This is a genomic window from Pseudomonas sp. NPDC090752 (assembly GCF_055584805.1).
This window is the reverse complement of sequence record NZ_JBVJLI010000019.1, coordinates 12,307-35,006: the sequence shown is the minus strand read 5'-3', so window position 1 is coordinate 35,006 and position 22,700 is coordinate 12,307. Positions and strand designations below refer to the sequence as shown.

Annotated in this window: 20 protein-coding genes and 1 tRNA gene; 10 read left to right on the top strand and 11 right to left on the bottom strand. The window is 64.1% G+C overall.

Annotated elements, in window-relative coordinates:
- Positions 1-264 precede the first annotated feature (264 nt).
- On the top strand, positions 265-1,053 hold the full coding sequence (locus tag ACZ6YA_RS21650; protein ID WP_465899415.1) for an energy transducer TonB: 789 nt from the start codon (positions 265-267) through the stop codon (positions 1,051-1,053).
- The gene (gene rimI / locus ACZ6YA_RS21645; protein WP_110996186.1) at positions 1,050-1,505 is read left to right on the top strand and encodes a ribosomal protein S18-alanine N-acetyltransferase; all 456 of its coding nucleotides are present in this window, start codon (positions 1,050-1,052) and stop codon (positions 1,503-1,505) included. Before ACZ6YA_RS21650 ends, rimI begins: the two co-directional genes overlap by 4 nt.
- A gap of 131 nt (positions 1,506-1,636) precedes the next feature.
- On the opposite strand, the gene ACZ6YA_RS21640 is transcribed toward rimI, so the two are convergent.
- Positions 1,637-2,791 carry a hypothetical protein gene (locus ACZ6YA_RS21640; RefSeq protein WP_465899300.1) on the bottom strand — a complete coding sequence of 385 codons (1,155 nt, stop codon included), beginning with the start codon at positions 2,789-2,791 and terminating at the stop codon, positions 1,637-1,639.
- A 68-nt stretch (positions 2,792-2,859) separates the two neighbouring features.
- On the opposite strand from ACZ6YA_RS21640, the gene ACZ6YA_RS21635 reads away from it, so the two are divergent.
- Positions 2,860-3,441, top strand: a complete 582-nt coding sequence (locus ACZ6YA_RS21635; RefSeq protein WP_465899298.1) for a D-Ala-D-Ala carboxypeptidase family metallohydrolase — start codon at positions 2,860-2,862, stop codon at positions 3,439-3,441.
- On the opposite strand, the gene ACZ6YA_RS21630 is transcribed toward ACZ6YA_RS21635, so the two are convergent.
- On the bottom strand, positions 3,381-4,295 hold the full coding sequence (locus ACZ6YA_RS21630) for a LysR substrate-binding domain-containing protein (RefSeq protein WP_465899297.1): 915 nt from the start codon (positions 4,293-4,295) through the stop codon (positions 3,381-3,383). The two genes, ACZ6YA_RS21635 and ACZ6YA_RS21630, sit on opposite strands and share 61 nt — an antisense overlap.
- A 118-nt stretch (positions 4,296-4,413) precedes the next feature.
- Between ACZ6YA_RS21630 and ACZ6YA_RS21625 the strand changes: the two genes are divergently transcribed.
- Positions 4,414-5,025 (top strand): LysE family translocator, encoded by a 612-nt coding sequence (locus ACZ6YA_RS21625; protein ID WP_465899295.1) that lies wholly within the window; start codon positions 4,414-4,416, stop codon positions 5,023-5,025.
- A 54-nt stretch (positions 5,026-5,079) separates the two neighbouring features.
- Here ACZ6YA_RS21625 and ACZ6YA_RS21620 read toward each other — a convergent pair.
- Positions 5,080-5,156 (bottom strand) — tRNA-Met (locus ACZ6YA_RS21620).
- 95 nt (positions 5,157-5,251) lie between these two features.
- Complete coding sequence (locus tag ACZ6YA_RS21615) at positions 5,252-6,184, bottom strand: FecR family protein (protein WP_465899293.1); 933 nt, start codon at positions 6,182-6,184, stop codon at positions 5,252-5,254.
- 177 nt (positions 6,185-6,361) lie between these two features.
- On the opposite strand from ACZ6YA_RS21615, the gene ACZ6YA_RS21610 reads away from it, so the two are divergent.
- A complete protein-coding gene (locus ACZ6YA_RS21610; protein ID WP_465899291.1) occupies positions 6,362-7,573 on the top strand; it encodes an MFS transporter in 1,212 nt (403 codons plus the stop codon).
- A gap of 329 nt (positions 7,574-7,902) precedes the next feature.
- A complete protein-coding gene (locus tag ACZ6YA_RS21605) occupies positions 7,903-9,063 on the top strand; it encodes an MFS transporter (protein ID WP_465899289.1) in 1,161 nt (386 codons plus the stop codon).
- A 6-nt stretch (positions 9,064-9,069) separates the two neighbouring features.
- Here the strand turns inward: ACZ6YA_RS21605 and ACZ6YA_RS21600 are convergent, their stop codons facing one another.
- Positions 9,070-10,026, bottom strand: a complete 957-nt coding sequence (locus ACZ6YA_RS21600; RefSeq protein ID WP_465899287.1) for a FecR domain-containing protein — start codon at positions 10,024-10,026, stop codon at positions 9,070-9,072.
- Positions 10,013-10,528: a sigma-70 family RNA polymerase sigma factor gene (locus ACZ6YA_RS21595; protein WP_465899285.1), complete on the bottom strand. Its 516-nt coding sequence runs from the start codon at positions 10,526-10,528 to the stop codon at positions 10,013-10,015. The genes ACZ6YA_RS21600 and ACZ6YA_RS21595 overlap by 14 nt, the downstream gene beginning before the upstream one ends.
- Before the next feature lie 174 nt (positions 10,529-10,702).
- Between ACZ6YA_RS21595 and ACZ6YA_RS21590 the strand changes: the two genes are divergently transcribed.
- The 3 genes from ACZ6YA_RS21590 (at position 10,703) to ACZ6YA_RS21580 (ending at position 14,987) form a co-directional block, all read left to right on the top strand.
- A complete protein-coding gene (locus ACZ6YA_RS21590) occupies positions 10,703-11,329 on the top strand; it encodes a DNA-3-methyladenine glycosylase family protein (protein ID WP_465899283.1) in 627 nt (208 codons plus the stop codon).
- A 152-nt stretch (positions 11,330-11,481) separates the two neighbouring features.
- Positions 11,482-12,531, top strand: a complete 1,050-nt coding sequence (gene ada, locus ACZ6YA_RS21585; protein WP_465899281.1) for a bifunctional DNA-binding transcriptional regulator/O6-methylguanine-DNA methyltransferase Ada — start codon at positions 11,482-11,484, stop codon at positions 12,529-12,531.
- A 56-nt stretch (positions 12,532-12,587) separates the two neighbouring features.
- Positions 12,588-14,987 carry a DUF3772 domain-containing protein gene (locus ACZ6YA_RS21580; RefSeq protein WP_465899280.1) on the top strand — a complete coding sequence of 800 codons (2,400 nt, stop codon included), beginning with the start codon at positions 12,588-12,590 and terminating at the stop codon, positions 14,985-14,987.
- 27 nt (positions 14,988-15,014) lie between these two features.
- On the opposite strand, the gene ACZ6YA_RS21575 is transcribed toward ACZ6YA_RS21580, so the two are convergent.
- The 5 genes from ACZ6YA_RS21575 to ACZ6YA_RS21555 form a co-directional block, all read right to left on the bottom strand.
- Positions 15,015-16,232: a DUF3422 domain-containing protein gene (locus tag ACZ6YA_RS21575; protein WP_465899278.1), complete on the bottom strand. Its 1,218-nt coding sequence runs from the start codon at positions 16,230-16,232 to the stop codon at positions 15,015-15,017.
- 233 nt (positions 16,233-16,465) lie between these two features.
- Positions 16,466-17,896 (bottom strand): aldehyde dehydrogenase family protein, encoded by a 1,431-nt coding sequence (locus tag ACZ6YA_RS21570; protein ID WP_465899276.1) that lies wholly within the window; start codon positions 17,894-17,896, stop codon positions 16,466-16,468.
- A gap of 13 nt (positions 17,897-17,909) precedes the next feature.
- Positions 17,910-19,412: a purine-cytosine permease family protein gene (locus ACZ6YA_RS21565; RefSeq protein ID WP_465899274.1), complete on the bottom strand. Its 1,503-nt coding sequence runs from the start codon at positions 19,410-19,412 to the stop codon at positions 17,910-17,912.
- A 92-nt stretch (positions 19,413-19,504) separates the two neighbouring features.
- The gene (locus ACZ6YA_RS21560; protein ID WP_465899273.1) at positions 19,505-19,894 is read right to left on the bottom strand and encodes a YybH family protein; all 390 of its coding nucleotides are present in this window, start codon (positions 19,892-19,894) and stop codon (positions 19,505-19,507) included.
- Between the two features lie 108 nt (positions 19,895-20,002).
- Positions 20,003-20,689, bottom strand: a complete 687-nt coding sequence (locus ACZ6YA_RS21555; protein WP_465899271.1) for a response regulator transcription factor — start codon at positions 20,687-20,689, stop codon at positions 20,003-20,005.
- Between the two features lie 229 nt (positions 20,690-20,918).
- Here ACZ6YA_RS21555 and ACZ6YA_RS21550 point away from each other — a divergent pair, with 229 nt between their 5' ends.
- Entirely contained in the window at positions 20,919-22,679 is a 1,761-nt protein-coding gene (locus tag ACZ6YA_RS21550; protein WP_465899269.1) for an autotransporter domain-containing protein, read from the top strand.
- Positions 22,680-22,700 lie beyond the last annotated feature (21 nt).

Sequence of the window (22,700 nt, the reverse complement as noted above, 5' to 3'; positions counted from 1 at the left end):
GGGGCGATTGTACTGCATCCGGGGGGCAGGATTTCACCCCTTGTCTGTAATGAGGGTTAACCTTGAGTTTTGTAGGGAATCTGCTGGCCGCTTCGCGGGGCAAGCCCGCTCCCACAGGTCCGAAGGCTGACTAGATATCTGTGGGAGCGGGCTTGCCCGCGAAAGGGCCGGAACCGGCAACAAAATTCTGCCGACCTGTTGCGGCGCTTGCTGCGCAACGGCGTTAGAATGCTCGATTGTGCTAACCCCCCGGATACCCGTGCCTTGCTGACCGAGCCCCGCCGCCGCGCCTACCTTTCCGCCATGCAAGTGGTGCATTGGCTGCCGCGCGCTGAACTGCCGTTCGCCGCCCCGTCGCGCCCCGAGCTGCTGTTGCCGCAGGTGCCGGTCGAGGAAGCCGCATTCGAGGTCAGGTCAACCGCTCCGTCTGGCAGCGATGTGCCGGCCGCACCGCAGGCGCGGTCCGGCGAGCGGCCGAAAATCGAGATTCCGCGCCCGGGCAGCACGGCCAAGCCTGCCGCCAAGCCGGTCGAGGCCGAGGAACAGCCCCCCGCGCCGCGCCCGGCGCTGGTGCCGCCCCCGCGTTTCTCGCTGCAACTGCTGCGTGCCGGCAGCTGCCTGCTGCTGGTCGAGCTGGCCACCGGCCAACCGTTTCAGAGCCGCGACCCGTCTTACCTGCTGCTCAAGGACATGCTGCGCGCCGCCGGCTTGCCCGACGCGCCGCAGATCGTCGGCGAGCCGGTACGCTGGCCGCTGCTGGTGCGCGGCAACATGGACCAGGGCCCGGAGGCCGCACGTGATTTTCTCCAGGGCTTCATCCAGGCCCGGTTGGAGGAAGCCCCCTGTACCCTGCTGTGGTTGATTGGTGTGCCGGCCCTGCGCCATGCCGCCAATGCTGATGACACGGCTTATTACCAAGTCCTCAAGCTCGACGGCCTGGGCGATGCCTGGGCCCTGCCGGGCCTTGAACTGTTGATGGACGAGCCGCAGCGCAAGGCGGACGTCTGGCAAGCGATGCGCCAGCTGATGGCGCGCTGGAAGAGCGTTGAATGAGTGAATCGATCAGTTTCCGCCCGATGACTGAGGCGGATCTGGATGCCGTGCTGAAGATCGAATATGCCGCGTTCAGCCATCCCTGGACCCGCGGAATTTTCCAGGATGCGCTCAAATCCTACGAAGTGTGGTTGATGTTCGATGGCCAGCAGCAGGTGGGTCACGGCGTGATCAACGTGATCATTGATGAAGCGCACCTGCTGAATATCACCGTCAAGCCGGAGAGCCAGGGGCGGGGGATGGGCTTGCGACTGCTCGAACACCTGATGGCGCGGGCGTATCAGCTCAATGGGCGGGAGTGCTTTCTGGAAGTGCGGGCCAGTAACCAGTCGGCTTATCGGTTGTATGAGCGGTATGGCTTCAACGAGATTGGTCGTCGGCGGGATTATTACCCAGTGGCGGGAGGGCGCGAGGATGCGCTGGTGATGGCTTGCACCTTGCTTGAAGATTGACATCGCGTTGCTTGAACTGGCCTCTTCGCGGGGCAAGCCCGCTCCCACAGGAGCACCACTGACCTCAGGTTCAGTGGAGTAACTGTGGGAGCGGGCTTGCCCTGCGAAGAGGCCGGCCCAGGCTGCATCAATCAAAGATCCTGAAGCCTCTCGACTGGCGCACGCAGATCCCTCAGCGACCTCGTAACCACCCTGGTATTGCATTTGGCCGCCGCTTGCTCCGGCGTGTACTTGCGCACTGTGCGCAAGAACAGCTCGCAGGTCTGCTTCTTCTGCGTCACTTGCCACTTGGTCGAGCACGCGTCGAGCGTCAACTTGGCATCGGCCCGCTGATTGCGCCCCATCCCAGCCTGCCAGCAGGCCGCCGTCAAATCCTGCCCCATCATCTTCAGCCCCGCCGCGTCGGCCTTGTCCTGATCGCCGTCGTAGTTGCTCTTGTCCGCCGCATACCAGATCGCGCTCGGGTGGTTGGCACCCAGCACCGGTACCTTGGCGCCTGCCTGCGGGCTGATGCTGACCAGGCCCAGCACACCGACCTTGGGCCCATACTGCTGCTCGATCCAGCTGCGCACTGGAGCGCCGAAGGCAACCATTGGCAGGGGCTGGGTGATGTTCTGCAGGGTCATCTCCTTGACCATGCGCACCTGGTAGTCCTTGAAGTAGCTGTAAGTCTCTTTCAGCGTTTCGCCCGCACTGGCCGGTGCGGCAATCGGGGCGATGTCGATGATGGTCTGGTAGGCCGGGGTGTCGCCGGCTGCCACACCGTTGTAGGTCAGCAGCTCGGCCCAGCGGTCGGTGGTGTTGCTTCGCAGGTAGTCTTGCGCCTGGGTCAGCGAATAGTCGGGCGGAAAGTGCAGCAGCTCGATGCTGCGGCGGTTCTGCAGGGCCATGCCCAGCGGCAGGAACAGGTACCAGTCATAGGACCATTTACCGTCTTTGTTCAGCTGGGTGGCACCCTGGTAAGCCAGCTCGCCGCTGTCGAGCAGCTTGCGCAGCGGTTCGGCGTAGTTGGCCGGGACGTCGCTGATGGTTGCGTGTAGCCGATCAGCGTCGCGGCTCACGTGCACCTGGGCTTTGGCGTGGCCGTCGCGGCGTACGCTCTGGGTCAGGTAATGCTCGACGGTTTGCTCCAGCGTCCAGTCGCGAAAGCAGATCACATGACAGTTGTTGGGGAAGGCGAACAGGCGAGTGACGCGCTGGGCATCGCCCAGGTCGATCCGGGCATCGGCGGCGACAACGCCGGTGAAGGCGAGGGCGGCCAGGCTCGATAGGGCTATCTTGTGCATGCTTAACTCCTTGTCAGCAGAACCGCCAGGGTAGGCGGGCGTGCTCATACTGGAGCGGGGGAGCGGGAATGAGAAGTGTCAAAGGCTGCTTGATGGCGGTGGCGTTGATCGCAGGCGCGGCGCAGGCCGATGAGCGTGACCTGTGGATGTTCGCGCAATGGGCGGGGGATCATCAGACAAGGCCCTTTCGCGAGATGCTGGTGGATGCCCGCCTGTATGGCGTGGTGCCAATTCATCAGTTGCTGCGCTCGGCTTCTGACTGGCGGCTGTGCAAGGCCTCGCCCTTCGCCGTGCCGCCGCCCGGCAACTGGCCGAAAGTGCGCTCCACGCTGGCGCTTGTAAAAATGCTGGGTGATCAGGGCATCCTGCGTCAGTTCGAAGTGGTCTCGGCCTACCGCGATCCAAGCCTCAACCGCTGCGCTGGTGGCGCTGTGGACAGTGCCCATACCCGTGCTTTCGCGGTCGATATCCTGCTGCCGGCCTGGGCCGATCCCAATCCACTGTGCCGCTTCTGGCAGCAGCATGGCCAGGGCTGGAACATGGGCCTGGGGCGCTACCCGACCGGCCGTATCCATCTCGACACGGCGGGCTACCGCACCTGGGGTGGTGACGGCAGTGCCGGCTCGTCGTTCTGCAGCAAGCCCAGCTGAGCGAGGCAGGCCTGGCTTTCGCCAATGACCCATTCGGCAAAGCGCTGGCGCTTGCCGCCGTCGTCCAGCGGTTGCGGGCTCAGCAGGTGATAGGCGGAGCCGTCGCGCAAAAAGCCGAGCGGAGCGTGCAGCTGTCCGCTGTCGAGCTCGTCGCGCACCATCAGCGCCGAGGCGATGGCCAGGCCAAGGCCGGCGCTGGCTGCCTGCAGTGACAGGTAAAAGTGTTGGTAGTCGCTGCGCTGGCTGTGTCGCGCCTTGCGGCCGCTCAAGCGTAACCATGTCGGCCAGGCTTCAGGCCGTGTGCCGCTATGCAGCAGGCGCCGGCCATCGAGCTCAATGTCGGCGTCGCGGCTGACCGGTCCGATCCACTCGTTGCAGATTTTCAGGCTGTGCAATGCGGGCGGCCAATGGAAGTCATCGCGTCGAAGCGCCAGGTCGACACCGCTGCGGGCGAAATCCAGTGGCCCGCCAGCGGCCACCAGGTGCAGTTGCAGGTCCGGGTGGGCGGCGTGAAAGCGGGGTAGGCGCGGGATCAGCCAGCGCATGGCGATGGTCGGCTCGCAGGACAGCACCAGCACGTTATCGCGCTCCTGTTGCTGCAGGCGCTGCACCGCATTTTCGAGTTGCTCGAAGATGGCTTGGGTGGTGCCTTGCAGGGCACGGCCGGCCGGGGTCAGGAAAATTGCCCGGTTGCGCCGCTCGAACAGCTCGATGCCCAGGTGTTCCTCCAGCAGGCGCACCTGGCGGCTGACGGCGCCGTGGGTGACATGCAGGCGCTCGGCGGCACGCACGAAGCTTTCAGTTTCGGCGGCGATGTCGAAATAACGGAAGGCGGTGAGGGGTGGCAGCTTCATGGGCTTTATGTGAGGAAAACTAGCGGATTTGATTCACTATAAATCGATTTCCCGAATCCTGTATGGCCTCGATACTTGGCGCATCTGTGCATTTGCATCGTCTATAGAGGCTCTATCCGTGACCGAATTGCTGGCCGTTGCTTTATTCACTCTCCTGGCTGTCATCAGCCCCGGTGCCGATTTCGCCATGGTGACCCGCAGCAGTTATGCACAGGGCCGCAAGGCCGGGCTGGCCGCAGCGGTAGGTATCGCCCTGGGCGTGCAGGTGCATGTGCTGTACACGGTGTTGGGCATTGCGGTGATCATCAGCCAGAGCCCGGCGCTGTTCCTGGCAATGAAGGTGCTCGGGGCGGGGTACCTGATCTATCTGGGTTATCAGTCGTTGACCAACACCACCCGCTTGAGCCTTGCGGGGCCGGTCTCTGGCAAGAGCCTGGTGGCCGCGCTGCGCACAGGTTTCATGACCAACGCCTTGAACCCCAAGACCATGCTTTTTGTAGTCAGCGCTTACACGCAGGTGGTCCAGCCAGGTACGCCATTGGCCCTGGACTTCGCCTATGGGGCATTCATGTCGTTTGCCCACTGGGCCTGGTTCAGCCTGGTGGCGGTGTTCTTTTCCAGTGCGGGGTTGCGCTCGGCAATGATCGAGCGGCAGGTGGTGGTCGATCGGGTGATCGGTGTAGCGCTGATTGGTCTGGGGTTGGCGGTTGCGGCGGCGGGCGTGCGCTGAACTTTTATGCAGGCAAAAAAAAGGGCCTACCTTGCGGTAAGCCCTTTTCAAGTTTGGTGGCTACACAGGGACTTGAACCCCGGACCCCAGCATTATGAATGCTATGCTCTAACCAACTGAGCTATGTAGCCGATGGCGCGCATTATTCGCTTGTGAGGCCCCTGTGTCAACACTCATTTCAAAAAAAATTTGCACGCTTTCAAAAACTTAGCCGCCCGGCCCGATTTTATTGGACGATCAGCCACTGCCCGAGCACGCCGTGCAGTTGCAAGTGCTGCGCGGCAGCCAGCGCGTCGAGGGTTTCGCCGGGGCGGTCGAGGTTGAAGTCACCGCTCACACGCCGATAGGCCGTCTGTTGCTCCATCAGCCAGACGCGACGGCCCTGATAGCTGGCCAAGCGTTCGATGATCTGGCCCAGGGGCATGTCGCGAACTCGCAGCTGGCCGGTGCGCCAGGCATCGGCGGTTTTAACGTCGACTTTTTCCACGGGGTTGATTCGCGCTTCGGTGAATGTCACCCGTTCGCCCGCCGATACCATGCGCTGGTCGCCACCCTGAAGGATCATGGCCTTGCCGTTGAGCACCACCAGCTCGTCATGGTCGGCATGACGAGCCACCATCAGGCGGGTGCCGAAGACCTGGATGCGTGCATCGTTCACCTGCACTTCCATGGCGCGACCGTCGAGCATCACTTCCAGATACACCTGGCCCTGCACCAAGCGCAGCAGGCGTGTGCGCCCACGCAGGTCGACATTCATTGCGCTGGCGCTGTCCAGGTGCAGGGTGGAACCGTCGGCCAGGCGCAGGCTGCGCCGTTCGCCGGCATCGGTGTGCAGTTCGCTGCCCAGGCGCTGCATCAGTGGCCAATACAAATACGCCAGCAGCGCCAGCCCTGACAGGAACAGCAGCGCCAACACCTTGCCCAGGTGGCCGCGCCTGGCGCTGAACACACGTGGTCGAGGCCGGGCAGCTGGCACTTGCAGTTGCTGCCAGCAGGCTTCGAGCTCGGCATAGGCGTGCGCGTTGAGCGGGTCCTGGCACCACCGCGCGAACGCCTGGCGTTCGCGCTCGTCGCAACCGGGTTGGCGCAGGCGGGAGAACCACTCCAGGGCTTCCTGCTCAGGGTCGGCCTGGGTCTGCGTGGCGGGCATCGGGCTCATGGGGTGTGCTCGCGAAAGGGCGTTTTCGCCCAACGATTACGGGGGAATTGGTCAGAGGATGCTAAATATATTGAGAACCATTTACAAGTACGCAGTGACAAAGGGATAAAAAGATAGCTATGTATCCATTTGTTTCCTGATAATCGGATCCCAAACCTGCGGACGGAACTCGAGCCCATGGCCATCAGCAGCACCTCCAACGTCAGCAGCGGTTCGGCAAGCCAAGCCAATCCGCTGGTGATGCGTATCATCACCTTCTGCGCGCTGGCGCACCTGATCAACGACCTGATCCAATCGGTGCTGCCGGCGATCTACCCGATGCTCAAGGCCAATTACGACCTGAGCTTCGCCCAGATCGGCATGATCACCCTGACCTTCCAGATCACGGCCTCGCTGTTGCAGCCCTGGGTCGGCTTTTTCACCGACCGTCGACCAACGCCGAATCTGCTGCCGCTCGGTACCCTGTGCACGCTGGTGGGGATCATCATGCTGGCCTTCGTCGGCAGTTTCCCGATGATTTTGCTGGCCTCGGCGCTGGTGGGGATCGGTTCGTCGACCTTCCACCCGGAAACGTCGCGGATTGCACGTCTGGCCTCGGGCGGGCGGTTCGGTCTGGCGCAGTCGACTTTCCAGGTCGGCGGCAATACAGGCTCCGCCTTCGGACCGTTGCTGGCGGCCGCCATCGTCATTCCATTCGGCCAGACCCATGTGGCCTGGTTCGGTGTAGCGGGGCTGCTGTTCTTGGCCGTGACCTTGATGCTGCGTCGCTGGTACACCGAGCACCTCAACCAGGCCAAGGCACGCAAGGCGGTGCAGGCCACCCACGGCATCTCGCGCAAGCGGGTGATCGCGGCGCTGATCGTGCTGGGCCTGCTGGTGTTCTCCAAGTACTTCTACATGGCCAGCTTCACCAGTTACTTCACCTTCTACCTGATCGAGAAATTCGACTTGTCAGTGGCCAGCTCGCAGTTGCACTTGTTCCTGTTCCTGGGGGCGGTGGCGGCGGGTACGTTCTTCGGCGGGCCAATCGGTGACCGCATCGGGCGCAAGGCGGTGATCTGGTTCTCGATCCTCGGTGTGGCGCCGTTCACCCTGGCGTTGCCGTATGCCGACCTGTTCTGGACCACCGTATTGAGCGTAGTGATTGGCTTTATCCTCGCCTCGGCGTTCTCGGCGATCGTGGTCTATGCCCAGGAGTTGGTGCCCGGTAGCGTGGGCATGATTGCCGGGGTCTTCTTCGGCCTGATGTTCGGCTTCGGTGGTATTGGCGCGGCGCTGCTGGGGTACCTGGCGGACTTGCGCGGTATCGAGTACGTGTATGGGTTGTGCTCGTTCCTGCCGTTGTTCGGCGTGTTGGCGGTGTTTCTGCCAAATACCGGTAAGCGCTGACACTGATGGGGCTGCAAAGCAGCCCCCGGCAATTGACGACTCAACCTGGCTTGGCCTAGAGTGCCGGCTCTTTTCAACCACCTGCGTAGCAGCCAAAGCAATGCGCCGTAGCCAGTCCCTCCCACACGCTCGCCAGCCTGCCCTCCAGGCCATGCGTCGTGCGTGGCCGAGCGACACGGTGCTCAAGCGTCGCCGCAGCGTGTTGTTTGCCTTTACCTTCTCGCCACACCTTGTTCTGAACTGACCTGCGCCCCTGCGTCGTTCGCCTTCCCGGCGTGCGCGTGGGCGCCCGTATCCGCGCGTCTTTTTCAGTTTGCTGGGAGTGGTACATGAACATGCGTTTGCTGGCGGGCCTTCTGTTCGCCGTGTCGGTGGTCGGCTTCAGCTTGGGGGCCAGCCTGCCGCTGGTGTCGTTGCGCTTGCACGAGGCCGGCGCCGGCACCTTACAGATCGGCATCATTTCGGCCATCCCCGCTGCGGGCATGATGCTCTCGGCGTTCATGGTCGACGCCTGCTGTCGGCACCTGACCCGGCGCACCATCTACCTGTTGTGCTTCAGTCTGTGCACCGTGAGCATCGCCTTGCTGGAGACGGCATTCGATTCGATCTGGCTGCTGGCCATGTTGCGCCTGGGCCTGGGGATCGGCATGGGCGTCGCGATCATCCTGGGTGAGTCGTGGGTCAACGAACTGTGCCCCGACCATAATCGCGGCAAGATCATGGCGCTGTACGCCACCAGCTTCACCGGCTTCCAGGTGCTGGGCCCGGCGATGCTCGCCGTGGTCGGTGCCAACAGCCCGTGGATCACCGGTGTGGTGACCTTCTGTTATGGCCTGGCGCTGCTGTGTATCCTGCTGACGGTGCCCAACGACCACGTGGAGCACGGTGACGAGGGCGAGAAAAGCTTCGGTCTGGCCGGTTTCTTCCGCGTCGCGCCGGCATTGTGCGTGGCGGTGCTGTTCTTCTCGTTCTTCGATGCGGTGGTGCTGTCGCTGCTACCCGTGTACGCCACCAGCCATGGCTTTGCCGTGGGCGTTGCGGCGTTGATGGTAACCGTGGTGTTTGCTGGCGACATGGTCTTCCAGTTGCCACTGGGCTGGCTGGCCGACCGGGTCGAGCGCACCGGGCTGCACCTGGTATGCGGGCTGGTGGCGATGGCGATCGGCATCGCCTTGCCGTGGCTGCTGCAGATGACCTGGCTGCTGTGGCCGTTGCTGGTGGTGCTGGGCGCAGTGGCGGGGGGCATCTATACCCTGGCGCTGGTGCTGATCGGGCAGCGTTTCAAGGGCCAGGACCTGGTTACCGCCAATGCCAGCGTCGGCTTGCTGTGGGGCGTCGGCAGCCTGGTCGGGCCGCTGGTCAGCGGCGCGGCGATGGACGTGGCGCCGCATGGCTTGCCGATGGCGCTGGCGATCATGGCCGGGCTGTTCGTGTGCTTTGCCCGCCAGTCGTACCGGCGGGTGGGCAAGTTGCGTGCGGTGGCGGACTAGTTTTTCTCAGGCGGCGCTGACGCTTACCCAGAAGCGCGTGCGGTAGTCGATCCGCACCGGCAGGCTGCGGGCGAGCAATTGCAGGATTTGTTCGGTGTCGCCCAGCTGGTAGGTGCCGGACACTTTCAGCTTGGCCACCTCAGGTGCGCAGCGCAGCAGCCCGGGGCGATAGCGGGCGAGTTCCGCGCAGAACTCGCCGAGCGGCATTTGCTGCACGCTAAGCACACCGTCGGTCCAGCCCCACGGGTCGCCCTGCAGCGTCGCGAGGTGATAGCTGCCACTGGGGGACACCTGCAGCACCTCCCCCGCATGAACCAGGTGCGGTGCAGTGGAGGCCGGAAACAGGGTGACTTCGCCGGCGCGCACGGCCAGCAGCAGGCCCTGATCATTTTCACGCAGCAGCAGTTGGCCGTCTTGTGTGCCGAGGGCCCCGACACGGGTGTTGATCTGAAACGGTCGGTTGTCGTCGGGGTTGCTGGTCAGGCTGACTTCGCCGCGCAGCAGGGTCAGTTCGCGTTGTTCGGCGCTGTAATGCAGGTCGATGGCGCTGGCCGTGTTGAGCTGGATCTGGCTGCCATCGCTGCCCTGCAGCTGGCGGCGCTCGCCAGTGTCGGTGCTGCTGTCGGCGACCAGCGCAGGCAGGCCCAGAGGATCGCGCGCGGCCCAGCCAAGGCTGCCGCCCACGGCCAGCACCGCCAACAGCTTGAGGTGGTCACGGCGGCTGACGCGCTGGCGCTGGCTGCCATCGAGGGTGCGCCGGCTCAGCTCGTTGGGTAATCCGGCCAGTTCGTCGCTGAGGTTGCTGACCCGTTGCCAGGCCTGGGCATTGTGCGGATGACGGGCCAGCCACTGCTGGAATTGCTGTTCGGTTGCCGGATTTGGGCTATCGAAGCGCAGCTTCACCAGCCACTCGATGGCCTGGTCGACCTGGGCTTGCGCGGGGGCGCGATCAGAGTTCGGCATAGCGCAACCGGTAGCAGATGCCCAGGGCCTTGGCCAAGTCGCGTTCGACAGTGGCGCGTGAAACGTCGAGGCGCAGGGCGATCTGCGGCATGCTCAGCCCATCGAGTTGGGCCAGCAGAAAGGCCTGGCGGGCGCGTGGTTTGAGCCGGTTCAGGGCGTCTTCGAGGCGTTCGAGGGTATCGAGGATGAGGAGGCGGTGTTCTTCACTGGGCACGTCTCCATCGGGGAGGTGCGCCAGGCTCTCTTGATAGGCGCGTTCCAGGGCGCGGCGGCGGAATTGGTCGATCATCAGGCCACGGGCGATGCTGCTCAGGTAGGCGCGTGGTTCTTTCAGCGGCGAAACCTGGCGCGCCCGCAGCAGGCGCACGAAGGTGTCCTGGGCCAGGTCGGCGGCGTGTTCCTGGCAGCCTACCCGGCTGCGCAGCCAGCCACGCAGCCAGGCGTGATGGGACTGATAGAGCAGGGCGACCTCGGCCGGTTTGAGCGTGTCGTTGATCTGCATCGTAGCGAAGGCCTGACCCCGTGAAACGTGTGCGTTTGTGAATAGTTCTCAATTCTATGCGGGGATGATGATCCGGGGCAATGGCATACCAGGAATTAGCTGCGCAAGATCCGGCATTTTCTAGAGGGGCGGGTGGGTTAAGCTGGACTTGCATTGACCCCAATGGAGCCCCGCATGATCCTCGCCGACCTCTCGCCTGGCGCCTACCGCGATGCCACCGATTACCTGACCGCGCTGGACCCTGACTGGGCGCGGCATATTGCCGCTACCGGGCCGTGCCTGCATCGTGCGACGCCGGGGCGCGAGCCTTATGAGGCATTGGTGCGGGCGATTGCCTATCAGCAGCTGCATGCGCGTGCGGCCGAGGCGATTCTTGGGCGATTGCTGGCGTTGTTTCCTGGCGACGGGTTTCCTGCACCGCAGCAATTGTTGGCGCTGGCGCCGGAGACGATGCGTGCTTGTGGCTTTTCGGCGAGCAAGCTGGCCACTGTACGGGGGATAGCCCAGGCTACTTTGGACGGCGCGGTGCCTGGCCGCGAAGAAGCGTTGAGCATGGCTGACGAGGCCTTGATAGAGAGGCTGGTTGCCTTGCGTGGGGTAGGGCGCTGGACTGTGGAAATGCTGCTGATCTACAGCCTGGAGCGCTCGGATATCCTGCCAGTGGACGATTTTGGCGTGCGTGAAGGATATCGTCGGCTCAAAGGGCTGGAGAAGGCGCCGACACCGGCGCAGATGCGGTCGTTGGGCGGCGGCTGGAGTCCGCATCGGACGGTGGCGGCCTGGTACCTGTGGCGGGCCTGATGTTTATGCAGTGGCTTTGCCGGCCCTTTCGCGGGGCAAGCCCGCTCCCACAGGTTCTCCACTGTCATTGGGTTCTATAGATATCCTGTGGGAGCGGGCTCGTCCCGCGAAAGGGCCGGTATTGGCACAGCAATGAGTTGAGGCACACCGCGATGAACGCGTACACCACCAAGGATCAACGCTGGCAAGCCGTCCAAACCCGCGACAGCAACGCCGCCGGTCACTTCATCTACGCCGTACGCACCACCGGCATCTACTGCCAGCCCGGCTGCAAGTCGCGCATGGCCAAGCGCGAAAACGTCGAATTCTTCACCGACGCCGCCGCCGCCGAAACAGCCGGCTATCGCCCGTGCCTGCGCTGCCAGGTCAAGACCACGCCCAAGCGCCGCTCCGATTTGGTAGCCCGCGCCTGCCGTCTGCTCGAAACCTGTGACAACGCTCCCAGCCTCGACCAGCTCGGCGCGCAGTTGGCCGTCAGCCCGTTCCACTTGCACCGCCTGTTCAAGGCCGAAACCGGCCTCACCCCCAAGGCCTACGCCACTGCCTTTCGCGCCGAGCGCCTGCGTGAAAGCCTGAACGGGCAACGTTCGGTGACCGACGCCATCTTCGAGGCCGGCTACAACTCCAACAGCCGTTTCTACGAAAGCGCCGACCAACGGCTGGGCATGCGCCCACGCGAATACCGCAACGGTGGCGCGGGAGCGGCCATCCATTTCGCAGTGGGCCAGTGCTCACTGGGGGCGATCCTGGTGGCACAGAGTGCCAAAGGCATCTGCGCGATCTTGCTGGGCGACGACCCTCAAGCACTGCTCGAACAATTGCAGGACCAGTTCCCCAAGGCCCAACTGATCGGCGGCAATGCCGAGTACGAGCGCGTGGTCGCCGAAGTCGTGGGTTTTGTCGAAGCCCCCGCTTTAGGCCTGGACCTCCCCCTGGACGTGCAGGGCACCGCGTTTCAGGAGCGGGTTTGGCAAGCGCTGCGCGAGGTGCCGGTGGGCAGCCGAGTGAGCTACACCGACATCGCCGAACGCGTTGGTGCGCCCAAGGCAGTGCGTGCCGTGGCCATGGCCTGCGCGGCCAACCGCATTGCCGTGGCCATCCCCTGCCATCGGGTGGTGCGCCGTGACGGCGACATCAGCGGCTACCGTTGGGGCGTTGAACGCAAGCAGCAATTGTTGGCGCGAGAAACGGCACTCTCCTGATTGCCATAAGCCGCGTAGAATCCTCCGCCAAATCGAGTTGTAAAGAGGAATGTTCGATGAGGCGTGTAAGCCTTGCCCGTTATTGCCTGGGAATCATGGCCCTGATGCTGGCGCTCGCCGCACCCGCCTGGTCGGCGCCCACGCCCGCGTCCACTCTTGCAGGTGGCGAACTCCCGGTGCTGGACGAAAACGCCAGCATCGAGCAGTTGAGCGATCGGCTCGATCAGATTCGTCAGGGGGTCACCAGCAACGCCAATGACGATCTGCTCTCGCAGCTGCGCATGGCGGCCGTGCAAGTGCAGCGCCAGGCCGACGCGTTGAGCGCGGTGCGCACGGCGGATGTGGAAAAGCTTGATGACAAGCTTAAGGTCATCGGTCCGGTGCAACCGGACGAAGCCGCGAGCCTCACCTTGCAACGCAAGGATCTCGAAGCGCAGAAGAAGGCGGTGCTTGCCGAGCAGGACCAGGCCACCAAACTGACCCAGTCGGCCCGCGACCTGTCCACGCAAATCGTCAACCTGCGCCGCAGCCAGTTCAACTCGCAGGTCACCAGCCGCGCCGCCACCCCGTTGAGCCCGGCGTTCTGGCAATCGCTGATCCGCCCCACCGAAGACGACGTGATGCGCCTGCGCGACCTGCGCGGCGAGGCGGCCGATGCTGTCGCCAGCGCCTTCAGCGCCGAACACCGCTGGTTCTTCATCAGCAGCCTGATCGCGGCGATCCTGGTGTGGACGCTGGTGCGCCGGGTGTTCGAAAACCTGCTGGCCGACGCCATGATCCGTTGGCTGCCGGAGGGCCGCTTACGCCGCAGCGCCCTGGCCTTGAGCGTGAGCCTGGCCACCCTGGGCACCATCGCCGGATCCGTGTCGCTGTTGCGCTGGGGCCTGGAGAGCAGCGCGGAGTTGGGCTCCGACATGGCCAGCCTGACCAACCACTTCCTCACCCTGGTGGTGTTCAGCGCCTTCATCACCGGCCTGGGCCGCGCCATGCTGATGCTCCAGCGCCCGTCCTGGCGCCTGCCACCGATCCATGACGAAGTGGCCAGCGCTCTGGGCTGGTTCCCCAAGTTGCTGGCCCTGGCGCTGATGGTGATGCTGACCATGGAGCGCATCAACAGCGTGATCGGCACCAGCCTGGCGCTGACCGTGGCGACCAACGGCCTGACGGCGCTGGTGGTGGCGGCGATCTTCACGGCAGCGATCGTCCGCTACCGCCGCACCCTGCGCGCCCATGAACTGGAGCGCCCGACCGGCTTGGCCGGGCTGATCCCGTTCGTGGTCGTGGTGTGGGTTGGCCTGATCCTGCTGACGCTGCTGGCCGGCTACCTGACCCTGGCCTACTTCCTCACTGCCAAGCTGCTGTGGATCAGCGTGGTCGCCACCTGCGCCTACCTGTTGACCACCTTTATCGGTGACCTCTTCGAAACCTTGCTGTCACCGCGCCAGCCCGGCGGCCTGGCGCTGGCTTCGACACTGGGCCTGGCACCACGCCATCAGGCGCAGGCCAGCACCATCCTGACCGGTATCGGCCGCACGGTGCTGCTGTTCCTGGCCGTGATGCTGGCGCTGATGCCGTCGGGCACCAGCCCGGGCGAGTTGCTGCTGAGCCTGGCCGACTGGGACGGTACCGGTGGCAAGTTCCTGGGTAACCTGAACATCGTGCCGGGCGACATACTGCTGGCCGTGGCGATGCTGTTCGGCGGCATGCTCGGCATCCGCGTGCTCAAGCGTTGGCTGAGCGAGCGTCTGCTGCCGGAAACCGACATGGACGCCGGCATGCGTGCGTCGCTGGTGACTCTGGTCGGTTACCTGGGTTTCCTGTTCCTGGCCATGCTGGTGATGTCGACCCTGCGCATCAACCTCACCAGCCTGACCTGGGTGGTCAGTGCGCTGTCGGTGGGTATCGGTTTCGGCTTGCAACAGATCGTGCAGAACTTTATCTCCGGCCTGATCCTGCTCACCGAGCGGCCGGTCAAGGTGGGGGACTGGGTGAGCCTGGCCGGGGTCGAGGGTGACATTCGCCGGATCAACGTGCGCGCCACCGAGATCCAGATGTCCGACCGTTCCACGGTGATCGTGCCCAACTCGCAGTTCATCTCGCAGAACGTGCGCAACGTGACCATGGGCAATGCCTTGGGCGTGGTGGGCATTACCTTGACCCTGCCGCTGGAAACCGATGCCAACCAGGTGCGCGATCTATTGCTGGCGGCTTATCACGAGCATGAGTCGATTCTCGATGCGCCCGCGGCTTCGGTGACCTTCAAGGACCTGACGGCCAGCGGCATGGTGATCAGTGTCAGTGGTTACGTGGCGGGGCCGCGGCAGGTGTCGGGGGCGCGCAGCGATCTGCTGTTCACCATTCTAGGCCGCTTGCGCGATGAAGGCATTGCCCTGTCTTCGCCGCAAAGCATGGTGCTGGTGCAGGAAGGTTCGCGCCCGGCTGACGAGCCAGCGTGAAGTGGGGCTGCTGAGCAGCCCCCACATTCAATGCTGCTTGGCCTGCCTGATCCGCAACAGGATCACCAGCAGCACCAGCAACACTGGCGGCGCCATGCCCATCAGGGCATCGCGCGCCGTCAGCCCCAACCCCAGCACATTCAGCCCGCCATACAGCAGCTTGAACAGGTTCAGCAGGTAGTAGGTGATGGCGATGATCGACAGCCCCTCCACCGCCCGCTGAATTTTCACCTGGGCATCGGCGCGGGCGTTGAGGCTGTGCAGGATGCCGGCATTCTGTTCTTCCATCTCCACCTGTATCCGCGCCTGCAGCAGGTCGCCGAGGTTGGCGACGTTCTTCGCCAGCTGTTCCAGGCGTTGCTCGGTGGCCGCGCAGTAGCGCACGGTCGGCTTGAAGCGGCGTTCGATGAACACCCCCAGGCGTTGGCAATCGCCCACGTGGCTTTCGCGCAATTCGCCCAAACGCTCGAAGACCAGCTGCGCATAGGCCTGGGTGGCGCCGAAGCGGTGGCGGGTTTTCACCGTGTGGCTGACCACCAGCCGTGACAGGTGGGCGATGGCGTCGAGCAGGCCTTTGGAGTCATGCCCATCGCCCCCGGCGCTGCGCTCGGAAAGGCTCACCAGGGTCTTGTCGAAGGCGTCCAGCTCCTGGCTCAGGGCCTTGGCCGTGGTCAGCGTCAGCGAGGCCATCATGCGGTAGGTTTCGATCTCCAGCAGGCGGCGGATCATCCGGCCCTGGCGATAGGCGTTGAGGCGGCGGTTGATGAACAGGAAGCGGTTGGTGCCGTCGGTAGTCAGGCGAAAATCGCTCCACACCGCCGCATCGCCACCGCCGACACACGAGCCGCAGGGGTCTTTGAAGCCATAGTGGGGCACATCCAGGCCCTGCTCGCCGCGCACCAGTACCTGCACCGAGTTGATCACCTGGGCGGCCTGCGGGGCAATGGCGTCCGCCAGTACCGGCGGCAGCGCGTGCCATTCGGTGTCGGTTGCCGAGCAGGGCACCACCAGCGTCAGCGTGAAGAATTCGGTGTGACGTTCCCATTTGAAGGGGTGGCCATCCAGGCAGGTAATGCCCTGGGCTGCCTCGACATCAGCCGCCTGCGGGCAGCAGCGTTGCAACAAGGCAGCGCAGGCCGCATCGCCGCCCAGCAGGGCCAGGTGGAAGACGTGCGCGGGGCCGTCGAAATACAGCGACGGGCGGGCGTGCAACTCGTTGTGCAAGGCGGTGCGTTGAGGGTGCATGGTGGTCCGGCCTGGTGTTGTGATTGTGGGGGTACCAGGGAGTGGGACTTGGCGGGGCGAGTGGAAAGTCACGTGCTTTTGTGGCTTTTGTGCAATCTGTGCGGGCTTCTTCGCGGGGCAAGCCCGCTCCCACAGGGATCGTAGCGCTGCGAATTCTGTGGGAGCGGGCTTGCCCGCGAAGCGCCGCGCGGGCGGCGCTCGATCTCACAGGCACCAAAAATGTTAAGGCAGGCTCACCCCAAACACCGCGTCACATGCTTCACCGACAAATACCCCGATAACCCCCAAGGCCCAAGCTCACGCCCGATCCCACTGCCCTTGGTCCCGCCCCACGATGTTTCGACAAATACCGCCTGCACCGAGTTGATCCACACATGCCCGACTTCCAGCGCATCAGCCACACGCTCGGCACGCTCAAGGTCGGCTGAGCAAACGGTGGCGACCAACCCGAAGCGGCTGTCGTTGGCTTCGGCAATCGCCTGTGCTTCCGTCGAGAACCGACGCGCGCACAGCACCGGCCCAAAGATTTCTTCAGTCCACAGGCGGCTATCCACCGGCACATCGGTATACAACGTCGGGCTGACGAACCAACCGTCATGCTCCAGCGCCTTGCCGCCGGCCAGGCATTGCAGGCCCTCTTCACGCGCCGTGGCAAAGTAGCTGGCCACCTTCAACCACTGCGCCTGGCTGGTCAGCGGGCCCATGTCCACTTCTTCAGTCAGCGGGTTACCCACGCGCAACGTCTGCAAGGCTTGCTGCAGGCGCGGCAGCAGCGTATCGGCAATCCCGTCCTGGACCAGCAGCCGCGAGGTGGCCGAGCACATCTGCCCGGCGTTCCAGCTGATCCCAGCGACGATCCACTCCACCGCCTGGTCCACATCACAGTCATCGAACACCACGATCGCCGACTTGCCACCGAGCTCCAGCGTCACCGGCCGGCACTGCGCCGACGCACTGCGCATCACCTGGCTGCCGACGCTGTTGCTGCCGGTGAACGACAGTTTGTCCAGGCCATTGTGGCTGCTGAGTGCCGCGCCGGTTTCGGCCTTGCCGTTGACGATGTTCAGCACGCCGGCGGGTAGGCTCAGGGCATCGGCAATCTCGCCGTAGGCCCGTTCGATCAGCGGGGTGATTTCCGACGGTTTGAGCACCACGGTGCAGCCTGCGGCCAAGGCCGGGGCGAGCTTCCAGGCGCTGGTGACCAGCGGGAAGTTCCAGGGCACGATCAGGCCGACCACACCCACCGGTTCCAGGCGGGTGCGCGAAGTGAAGCCGGGTGCCGCCAGCGGCACATCACGGTTTTTTGAAGGCAGATGCTCGGCCAACTCGGCGTAGTAGCCGAACGTGGCGATGGCGTCGACGAGGTCGATTTCGGCCTCGTGACGCGGTTTGCCGTTGTTGCGCATCTGCAGAGTGATCAACGCTTCACGGCGCTGCCCGAGTTGCTCGGCGAAACCGCGCAGGTAGGCCGCTCGCTCGCTGGCGCTGGTCTGTTTCCAGGCGGGCAGGGCTTCACGCGCCGCCGCCACGGCCTGGTCAACTTGAGCCACGCTGGCAGCCATCAGTTCGGCGAAGGGCACGCCCAATGCGGGGTCGTTGACGCTGATGCAGTCGCTGCCCTGGCCTTCGACCCAGCGGCCGGCGATGTAGTGGGAAGAGGTCATGGTCGGTATCCAGTCAGGCCATTTCGGCAGGGGTCAGCACCGGCGTGTGCGGGGTGCTTTTGCAGCGCACCCAGCGCGGGCCGTTGGGGCCATACACGCCAGCAGGTTCAGGGAACAGGTTGAGCAGCAGCAGGTACAGCACGCCAGCCAGGCCCAAGGTGACCGGCAGGCTCAGGTCGATGCCGCCGGCCAGGTCGCCCAGTGGGCCGACGAACTGCCCCGGCAGGTTGACGAAGCACAGGCCGACCACCGCGCTGGGGACCCACGCCCCCATGCCGCGCCAGTTCCAGCCATGCAGGAACCAGTAGTGGCCACCGCGTTGGCCACGGGTGAACACCTGCAGGTCGTCAGCGTGGTAGAAGCCGCGGCGGGTGATCAGGCCGAGGATCATGATCACCATCCACGGGCTGGTGCAGGTGATGATCAGCACAGCGAATGTCGACACGCTCTGCACTAGGTTAAAGGTGAAGCGGCCGATGAAGATGAAGGCAATCGCCATCACGCCGATCAGCAGGGTGGCCCCGGCGCGGCTGAGCAGGCGCGGGAACACGCTGGACATATCCAGGCCCGTGCCATACAGCGCGGTGGTGCCGGTGGACATGCCGCCGATCACCGCAATCAGGCACACCGGCAGGAAGAACCAGCTCGGCGCCACGGCCAGCAGGCCGCCGACGTAGTTATTGGCGGCGATGTAGTCCGGCGCGTGGGTCGCGACCAGGGTGGCGGTGCACAGGCCGAACAGGAACGGGATCAGGGTTGCGGCCTGGGCGGCGATCACCGCCAGCATGATGCGCGCCTTCGGCGTTTGCCGCGGGATGTAGCGCGACCAGTCGCCGAGGAAGGCGCCGAACGACACCGGGTTGCTCATGGCCAGGATCGCCGCACCGACGAACGCCGCCCAGAAGCCGGCCTGGCCCAGGTTCACACTGCCGGCATAGCCCGCATCGAACGGCCCGGCGAAGGCGACGATGCCGAGCAGGAACAGCAGGCTCGACGTCCATACGGCGATTTTGTTCACCCACAGCATGAAGCGAAAGCCGAAGATGCACACCACCAGCACCAGGATGGCGAACAGGCCGTAGGCCAGGCCCAGGGTCAAGTCGGTTTCCGGCAGCCCGATCAGGCGCTTGGCACCGCCGACCAGGGCGTCGCCCGAACTCCAAACCGACAAGGAGAAGAACGCCACGGCCGTCAGCAGCGACAGGAACGAGCCGACGATGCGCCCGTGCACGCCAAAGTGCGCGCCCGACGATACCGCGTTGTTGGTGCCGTTGAGCGCGCCGAACAGGCCCATGGGGGCAAGGATCAGCGCGCCGACGCCGACGCCGAGCAGAATCGCCCAGACCCCGGCCTGGAACGACAGCCCGAACAATACCGGGAAGCTGCCCAGCACGGCGGTGGCAAAAGTGTTGGCACCGCCGAAGATCAGGCGGAACAGGTCCAGCGGGGCGGCGTCGCGTTGATCGTCAGGGATCTGTTCGACGCCATTGGTCTCGATACCGGTCGAGTGGCTCATGGTGATGCTCCAGCGCGGTTGTTGTAGGCCGGCGCAGTGCGCGGGCCCTCTTGTGGGTGCGATGGCAGGGCGGCAGGGCCGCGTAAAGGAAATCAGGCTGCGGTGACCACTGACAGGTGCTCGTGGCAAGCCAGCCAGCGCTCGCCGTGGCGGCGGAAGACGATGGTCTCGCGCTCGGCCAGCTGGTGTTCTTCACCGGCGATACGGATGTGCGTGGCGACATCGTGCATGAAGATCGCCACCTCGCCCTGCAGGCTCACCTGAACATTGCTTGACGCGCAGCCGAGCACGGCAAAGCCTTCGGCCTGCCACTGTGACCACAGGTTTTCATAGGCGCGGCGCGACAGCAGCGGTTGCGGCAGGGTGTGGAAGAGGAAGGTGGCGTCTTCGCTGAAACAGGCGAAGTAGCGGGCGGTGTCGTTGCTGGCGAAGGCTTTGACGAGGTCGGCGGCAGCCTGCCGTACCTGGAGTGTCTGGTCCACGGGAGTGGCCTCACGGTTATTGTGATTGTGGTGAAGCGATTCTGGTGGGGAGCGGCGGGGAGAAAAATCGCTAGGGGGAAATAATTAGTTTAGAAAATTCAAAACCATCTAGTTTTTGGGGTGAGTATCGATCAGACGAAAACCGCTGCCACGAACTGTCTCGATCAGACAGTGGTTGCACGCACTGCCGATCGCTTTGCGCAAGTAGTGCAGATGAACGTTGAGCGTGTTGCCATCGGGAGGGCTGTCACCCCAAACAGCACGCTCCAGGCGTTCCCGGGACACGCATGCAGGTGCGGCACGAAGCAGGGTCTCAAGCAGTATGCGAGTGATGGGTGAAAGTTTCAGGTACCGGGCCGCGCACCTGGCTTGCAGGCTGTCGAGGTTCAGCTCCAGTTCACCCACTATGAGGCGACGGCTTATGCCGCTCCTCCGCTGGCTGAGTGCGATCAAGCGCATCTTGAGTTCTTCGAGGGGACACGAGGTGAGCTGGCAGTCGTCAGCCCCGGCGGTAAAGTGTGCGATTCGTTCCGACAGGTTGTTATCCCGGCTGAGCACCAGGATGGGGCGTTGTTCGCCAGTACTGCGCAGGTGCTGGCAAAGGTACGAGCATCCCCGGCTCTGCAGTGCGGCGTCCAGGATGATGACGTCATAGTTCAGCTCGCCGAGTAGTGCGAGGCTTGTCCTGGTGTTGTGCCCGTAGTCACAGCTGATGCCTGCTGTGTCGAGATAGTCGATAAGGGCCATTGCAAGTGCTCGGTCGGCGGTCGCCACCAAAACGTGAAGATGCGTCATCCTCTGTACCTCCCCACCGGCGGCCATCCAGGCTGCCTAAACCTTCCTTTAAGAAGCTCGCTTGTAGGTTTGGACGCCCGAAGACTTCCAGTTTTTGCGGCGAGAAGTTGTGTTCCAGGCCGAAGGCGTAGCCCTGCCCTGAAAGTGTTTTCGCTGCGTTGGGAAGTATTCCGGTCAAAGCGCCACGGGTTCAGCGGCGCATTTCCGATACCGATGTAGGAGAAGGCTTATGAATTTGATCAACCAGCCCCAGCGCCGAGACCGCTGGTGCAAACGGATCCTGCCACTTGGCATGGCGGTCTCGCTGACTGCTCTTGCTGCCGAGGCCAACGCTGCCGATGGTCAGCTGGTCAAGACCGGGAACGGCTTTCTGGGGGTGACCGGCAACCACCGCTTTGCCACGGTCACCGTTGAGGACGGCCGATTGCTGTTGGCTGGGAACAACACGTTCGGGCTGGCCAGCCATGTCAACGGTGGCCAATTGTTAGTCGTTGGCAGCCTGTCGGGGCCCCAGCTGCAGGTTGGCAGGGCTGGCCTGCTGGGCGGTTGGGGAGTGCTCAACGCCGCCACCCACATCGAGGGTACGCTGGAAACCGGAATATTCGGTGCACCGGTATTTACCCGCGAGCTGACACTGGCCAGTGGCAGCACCACCCGTACCGAAGTAGGGCTGGGCCATACCCTGTGGCTTCGGGGCGTTGAGGCATTCGGCCAGTTGGGCGGTACCTTAGAGCTGACGAGCAGGAACGACCGGCCTGTCACCGGTGGCCAGTGGCTTCTGCGGACCACTGACGGGGCCCGCGTGCAGGGCGGTTACGATGCCTTGCAGCAGCTGCCTGGGCTACGTGAGCAGGGCTTGCGTCACGACCTGCGTTTTTCCCCGCAGGGGGTGGCATTGACGCTGGCCTCGGTCGACCTGCCGACCCAGGAGCGCCAGCACGGCAATGCACTGCAGACCACCCAGGCATTGAACGCGCTGCGTGACACGCCGATCGCGTTGCGTGCGGGCGCGTACAACGACTGGTTGCAGGCAAGCCTGGAGCGTGGCCACCTGGGCGGCCTGGAACGTACGGCGGGCGGCCAGGTGTACGCCGATGGCCTGTCGTACCTGAGCCGCCAAACCACTTCCCTTGATCGCCTGATGTTCCGCGAACTGGGTCACGGGGTGGCCCCTGGTAGCTCAAGTGTGTGGGTGAGCGGCTTGTCGTCTTCGCAGAAGAACGATGAGCGTCAGGGCATTCAAAGTAGCAATGAGCGCACCACTGGCCTGGTGCTGGGTTTGACCCACGCGCTGTCCGCAAACACCCAGCTCGCAGGCTCGCTGGCCATGACCGAAGCGAAGATCGGCAGTGCCGGGGGGCAGTTGCTGTTGGATATGGCGCAGGCGGGCGTTGGCGTTCAGCACGCTTTCGACCGCTTCGACGCTGGTCCCTACCTGGCTGTCAACCTTACCGGTAGCCATGCCGAGACTACCGGCAAGCGCAAGCAGGCAGGCTTTGGCACCGCGAAGGGCAAAGGCACCGCCAACCAGTTCAGCAGCGCGCTGCGCACGGGCTATCGCTGGAACATCGATGGTTGGGCACTTGAGCCTCATATAGGGCTGAACGTGACCACGGCCAAGTTGAGCCAAGTGCGCGAGAGGGGCAGTGACTTGGCCTTGAATGTGAACGAGCAGACCCAAAAACGCACCTCGCTGGTTTCAGGGGGCAAGGCCTCGCGCAACCTGCGGGTCGGTGACTGGCTGTTGACGCCGGAGCTGGAACTTGGGCACAACCGTGCGTTGACAGGCGCTACGTCCCGCGCCCAGGCCGAGCTACAAGGCGTTCGCTTCGCGCAACGTTCAGCCAATGCCGCGCGCGACAGCTTCACCGCCGGCCTGGCGCTGAGCGCGTCTCAAGGGGCTTTCAAGACCACCGTCGACGTGCAGGGTGCTCAAGGCGGGGGCGCCTCCAACAACGGGGCAAGCCTATCCCTCGGCTACCAATTCTGACTGCTATCCCTTGATCAGCAG

Excerpts from the sequence above, each read along its gene's own strand:
- rimI (WP_110996186.1), top strand. The coding sequence starts at position 1,050 with ATGAGTGAATCGATCAGTTTCCGCCCGATGACTGAGGCGGATCTGGAT.
- ACZ6YA_RS21640 (WP_465899300.1), bottom strand. The coding sequence starts at position 2,791 with ATGCACAAGATAGCCCTATCGAGCCTGGCCGCCCTCGCCTTCACCGGC.
- ACZ6YA_RS21635 (WP_465899298.1), top strand. The coding sequence starts at position 2,860 with ATGAGAAGTGTCAAAGGCTGCTTGATGGCGGTGGCGTTGATCGCAGGC.
- ACZ6YA_RS21630 (WP_465899297.1), bottom strand. The coding sequence starts at position 4,295 with ATGAAGCTGCCACCCCTCACCGCCTTCCGTTATTTCGACATCGCCGCC.
- ACZ6YA_RS21615 (WP_465899293.1), bottom strand. The coding sequence starts at position 6,184 with ATGAGCCCGATGCCCGCCACGCAGACCCAGGCCGACCCTGAGCAGGAA.
- ACZ6YA_RS21610 (WP_465899291.1), top strand. The coding sequence starts at position 6,362 with ATGGCCATCAGCAGCACCTCCAACGTCAGCAGCGGTTCGGCAAGCCAA.
- ACZ6YA_RS21605 (WP_465899289.1), top strand. The coding sequence starts at position 7,903 with ATGAACATGCGTTTGCTGGCGGGCCTTCTGTTCGCCGTGTCGGTGGTC.
- ACZ6YA_RS21600 (WP_465899287.1), bottom strand. The coding sequence starts at position 10,026 with ATGCCGAACTCTGATCGCGCCCCCGCGCAAGCCCAGGTCGACCAGGCC.
- ACZ6YA_RS21595 (WP_465899285.1), bottom strand. The coding sequence starts at position 10,528 with ATGCAGATCAACGACACGCTCAAACCGGCCGAGGTCGCCCTGCTCTAT.
- ACZ6YA_RS21590 (WP_465899283.1), top strand. The coding sequence starts at position 10,703 with ATGATCCTCGCCGACCTCTCGCCTGGCGCCTACCGCGATGCCACCGAT.
- ada (WP_465899281.1), top strand. The coding sequence starts at position 11,482 with ATGAACGCGTACACCACCAAGGATCAACGCTGGCAAGCCGTCCAAACC.
- ACZ6YA_RS21580 (WP_465899280.1), top strand. The coding sequence starts at position 12,588 with ATGAGGCGTGTAAGCCTTGCCCGTTATTGCCTGGGAATCATGGCCCTG.
- ACZ6YA_RS21575 (WP_465899278.1), bottom strand. The coding sequence starts at position 16,232 with ATGCACCCTCAACGCACCGCCTTGCACAACGAGTTGCACGCCCGCCCG.
- ACZ6YA_RS21570 (WP_465899276.1), bottom strand. The coding sequence starts at position 17,896 with ATGACCTCTTCCCACTACATCGCCGGCCGCTGGGTCGAAGGCCAGGGC.
- ACZ6YA_RS21565 (WP_465899274.1), bottom strand. The coding sequence starts at position 19,412 with ATGAGCCACTCGACCGGTATCGAGACCAATGGCGTCGAACAGATCCCT.
- ACZ6YA_RS21555 (WP_465899271.1), bottom strand. The coding sequence starts at position 20,689 with ATGACGCATCTTCACGTTTTGGTGGCGACCGCCGACCGAGCACTTGCA.
- ACZ6YA_RS21550 (WP_465899269.1), top strand. The coding sequence starts at position 20,919 with ATGAATTTGATCAACCAGCCCCAGCGCCGAGACCGCTGGTGCAAACGG.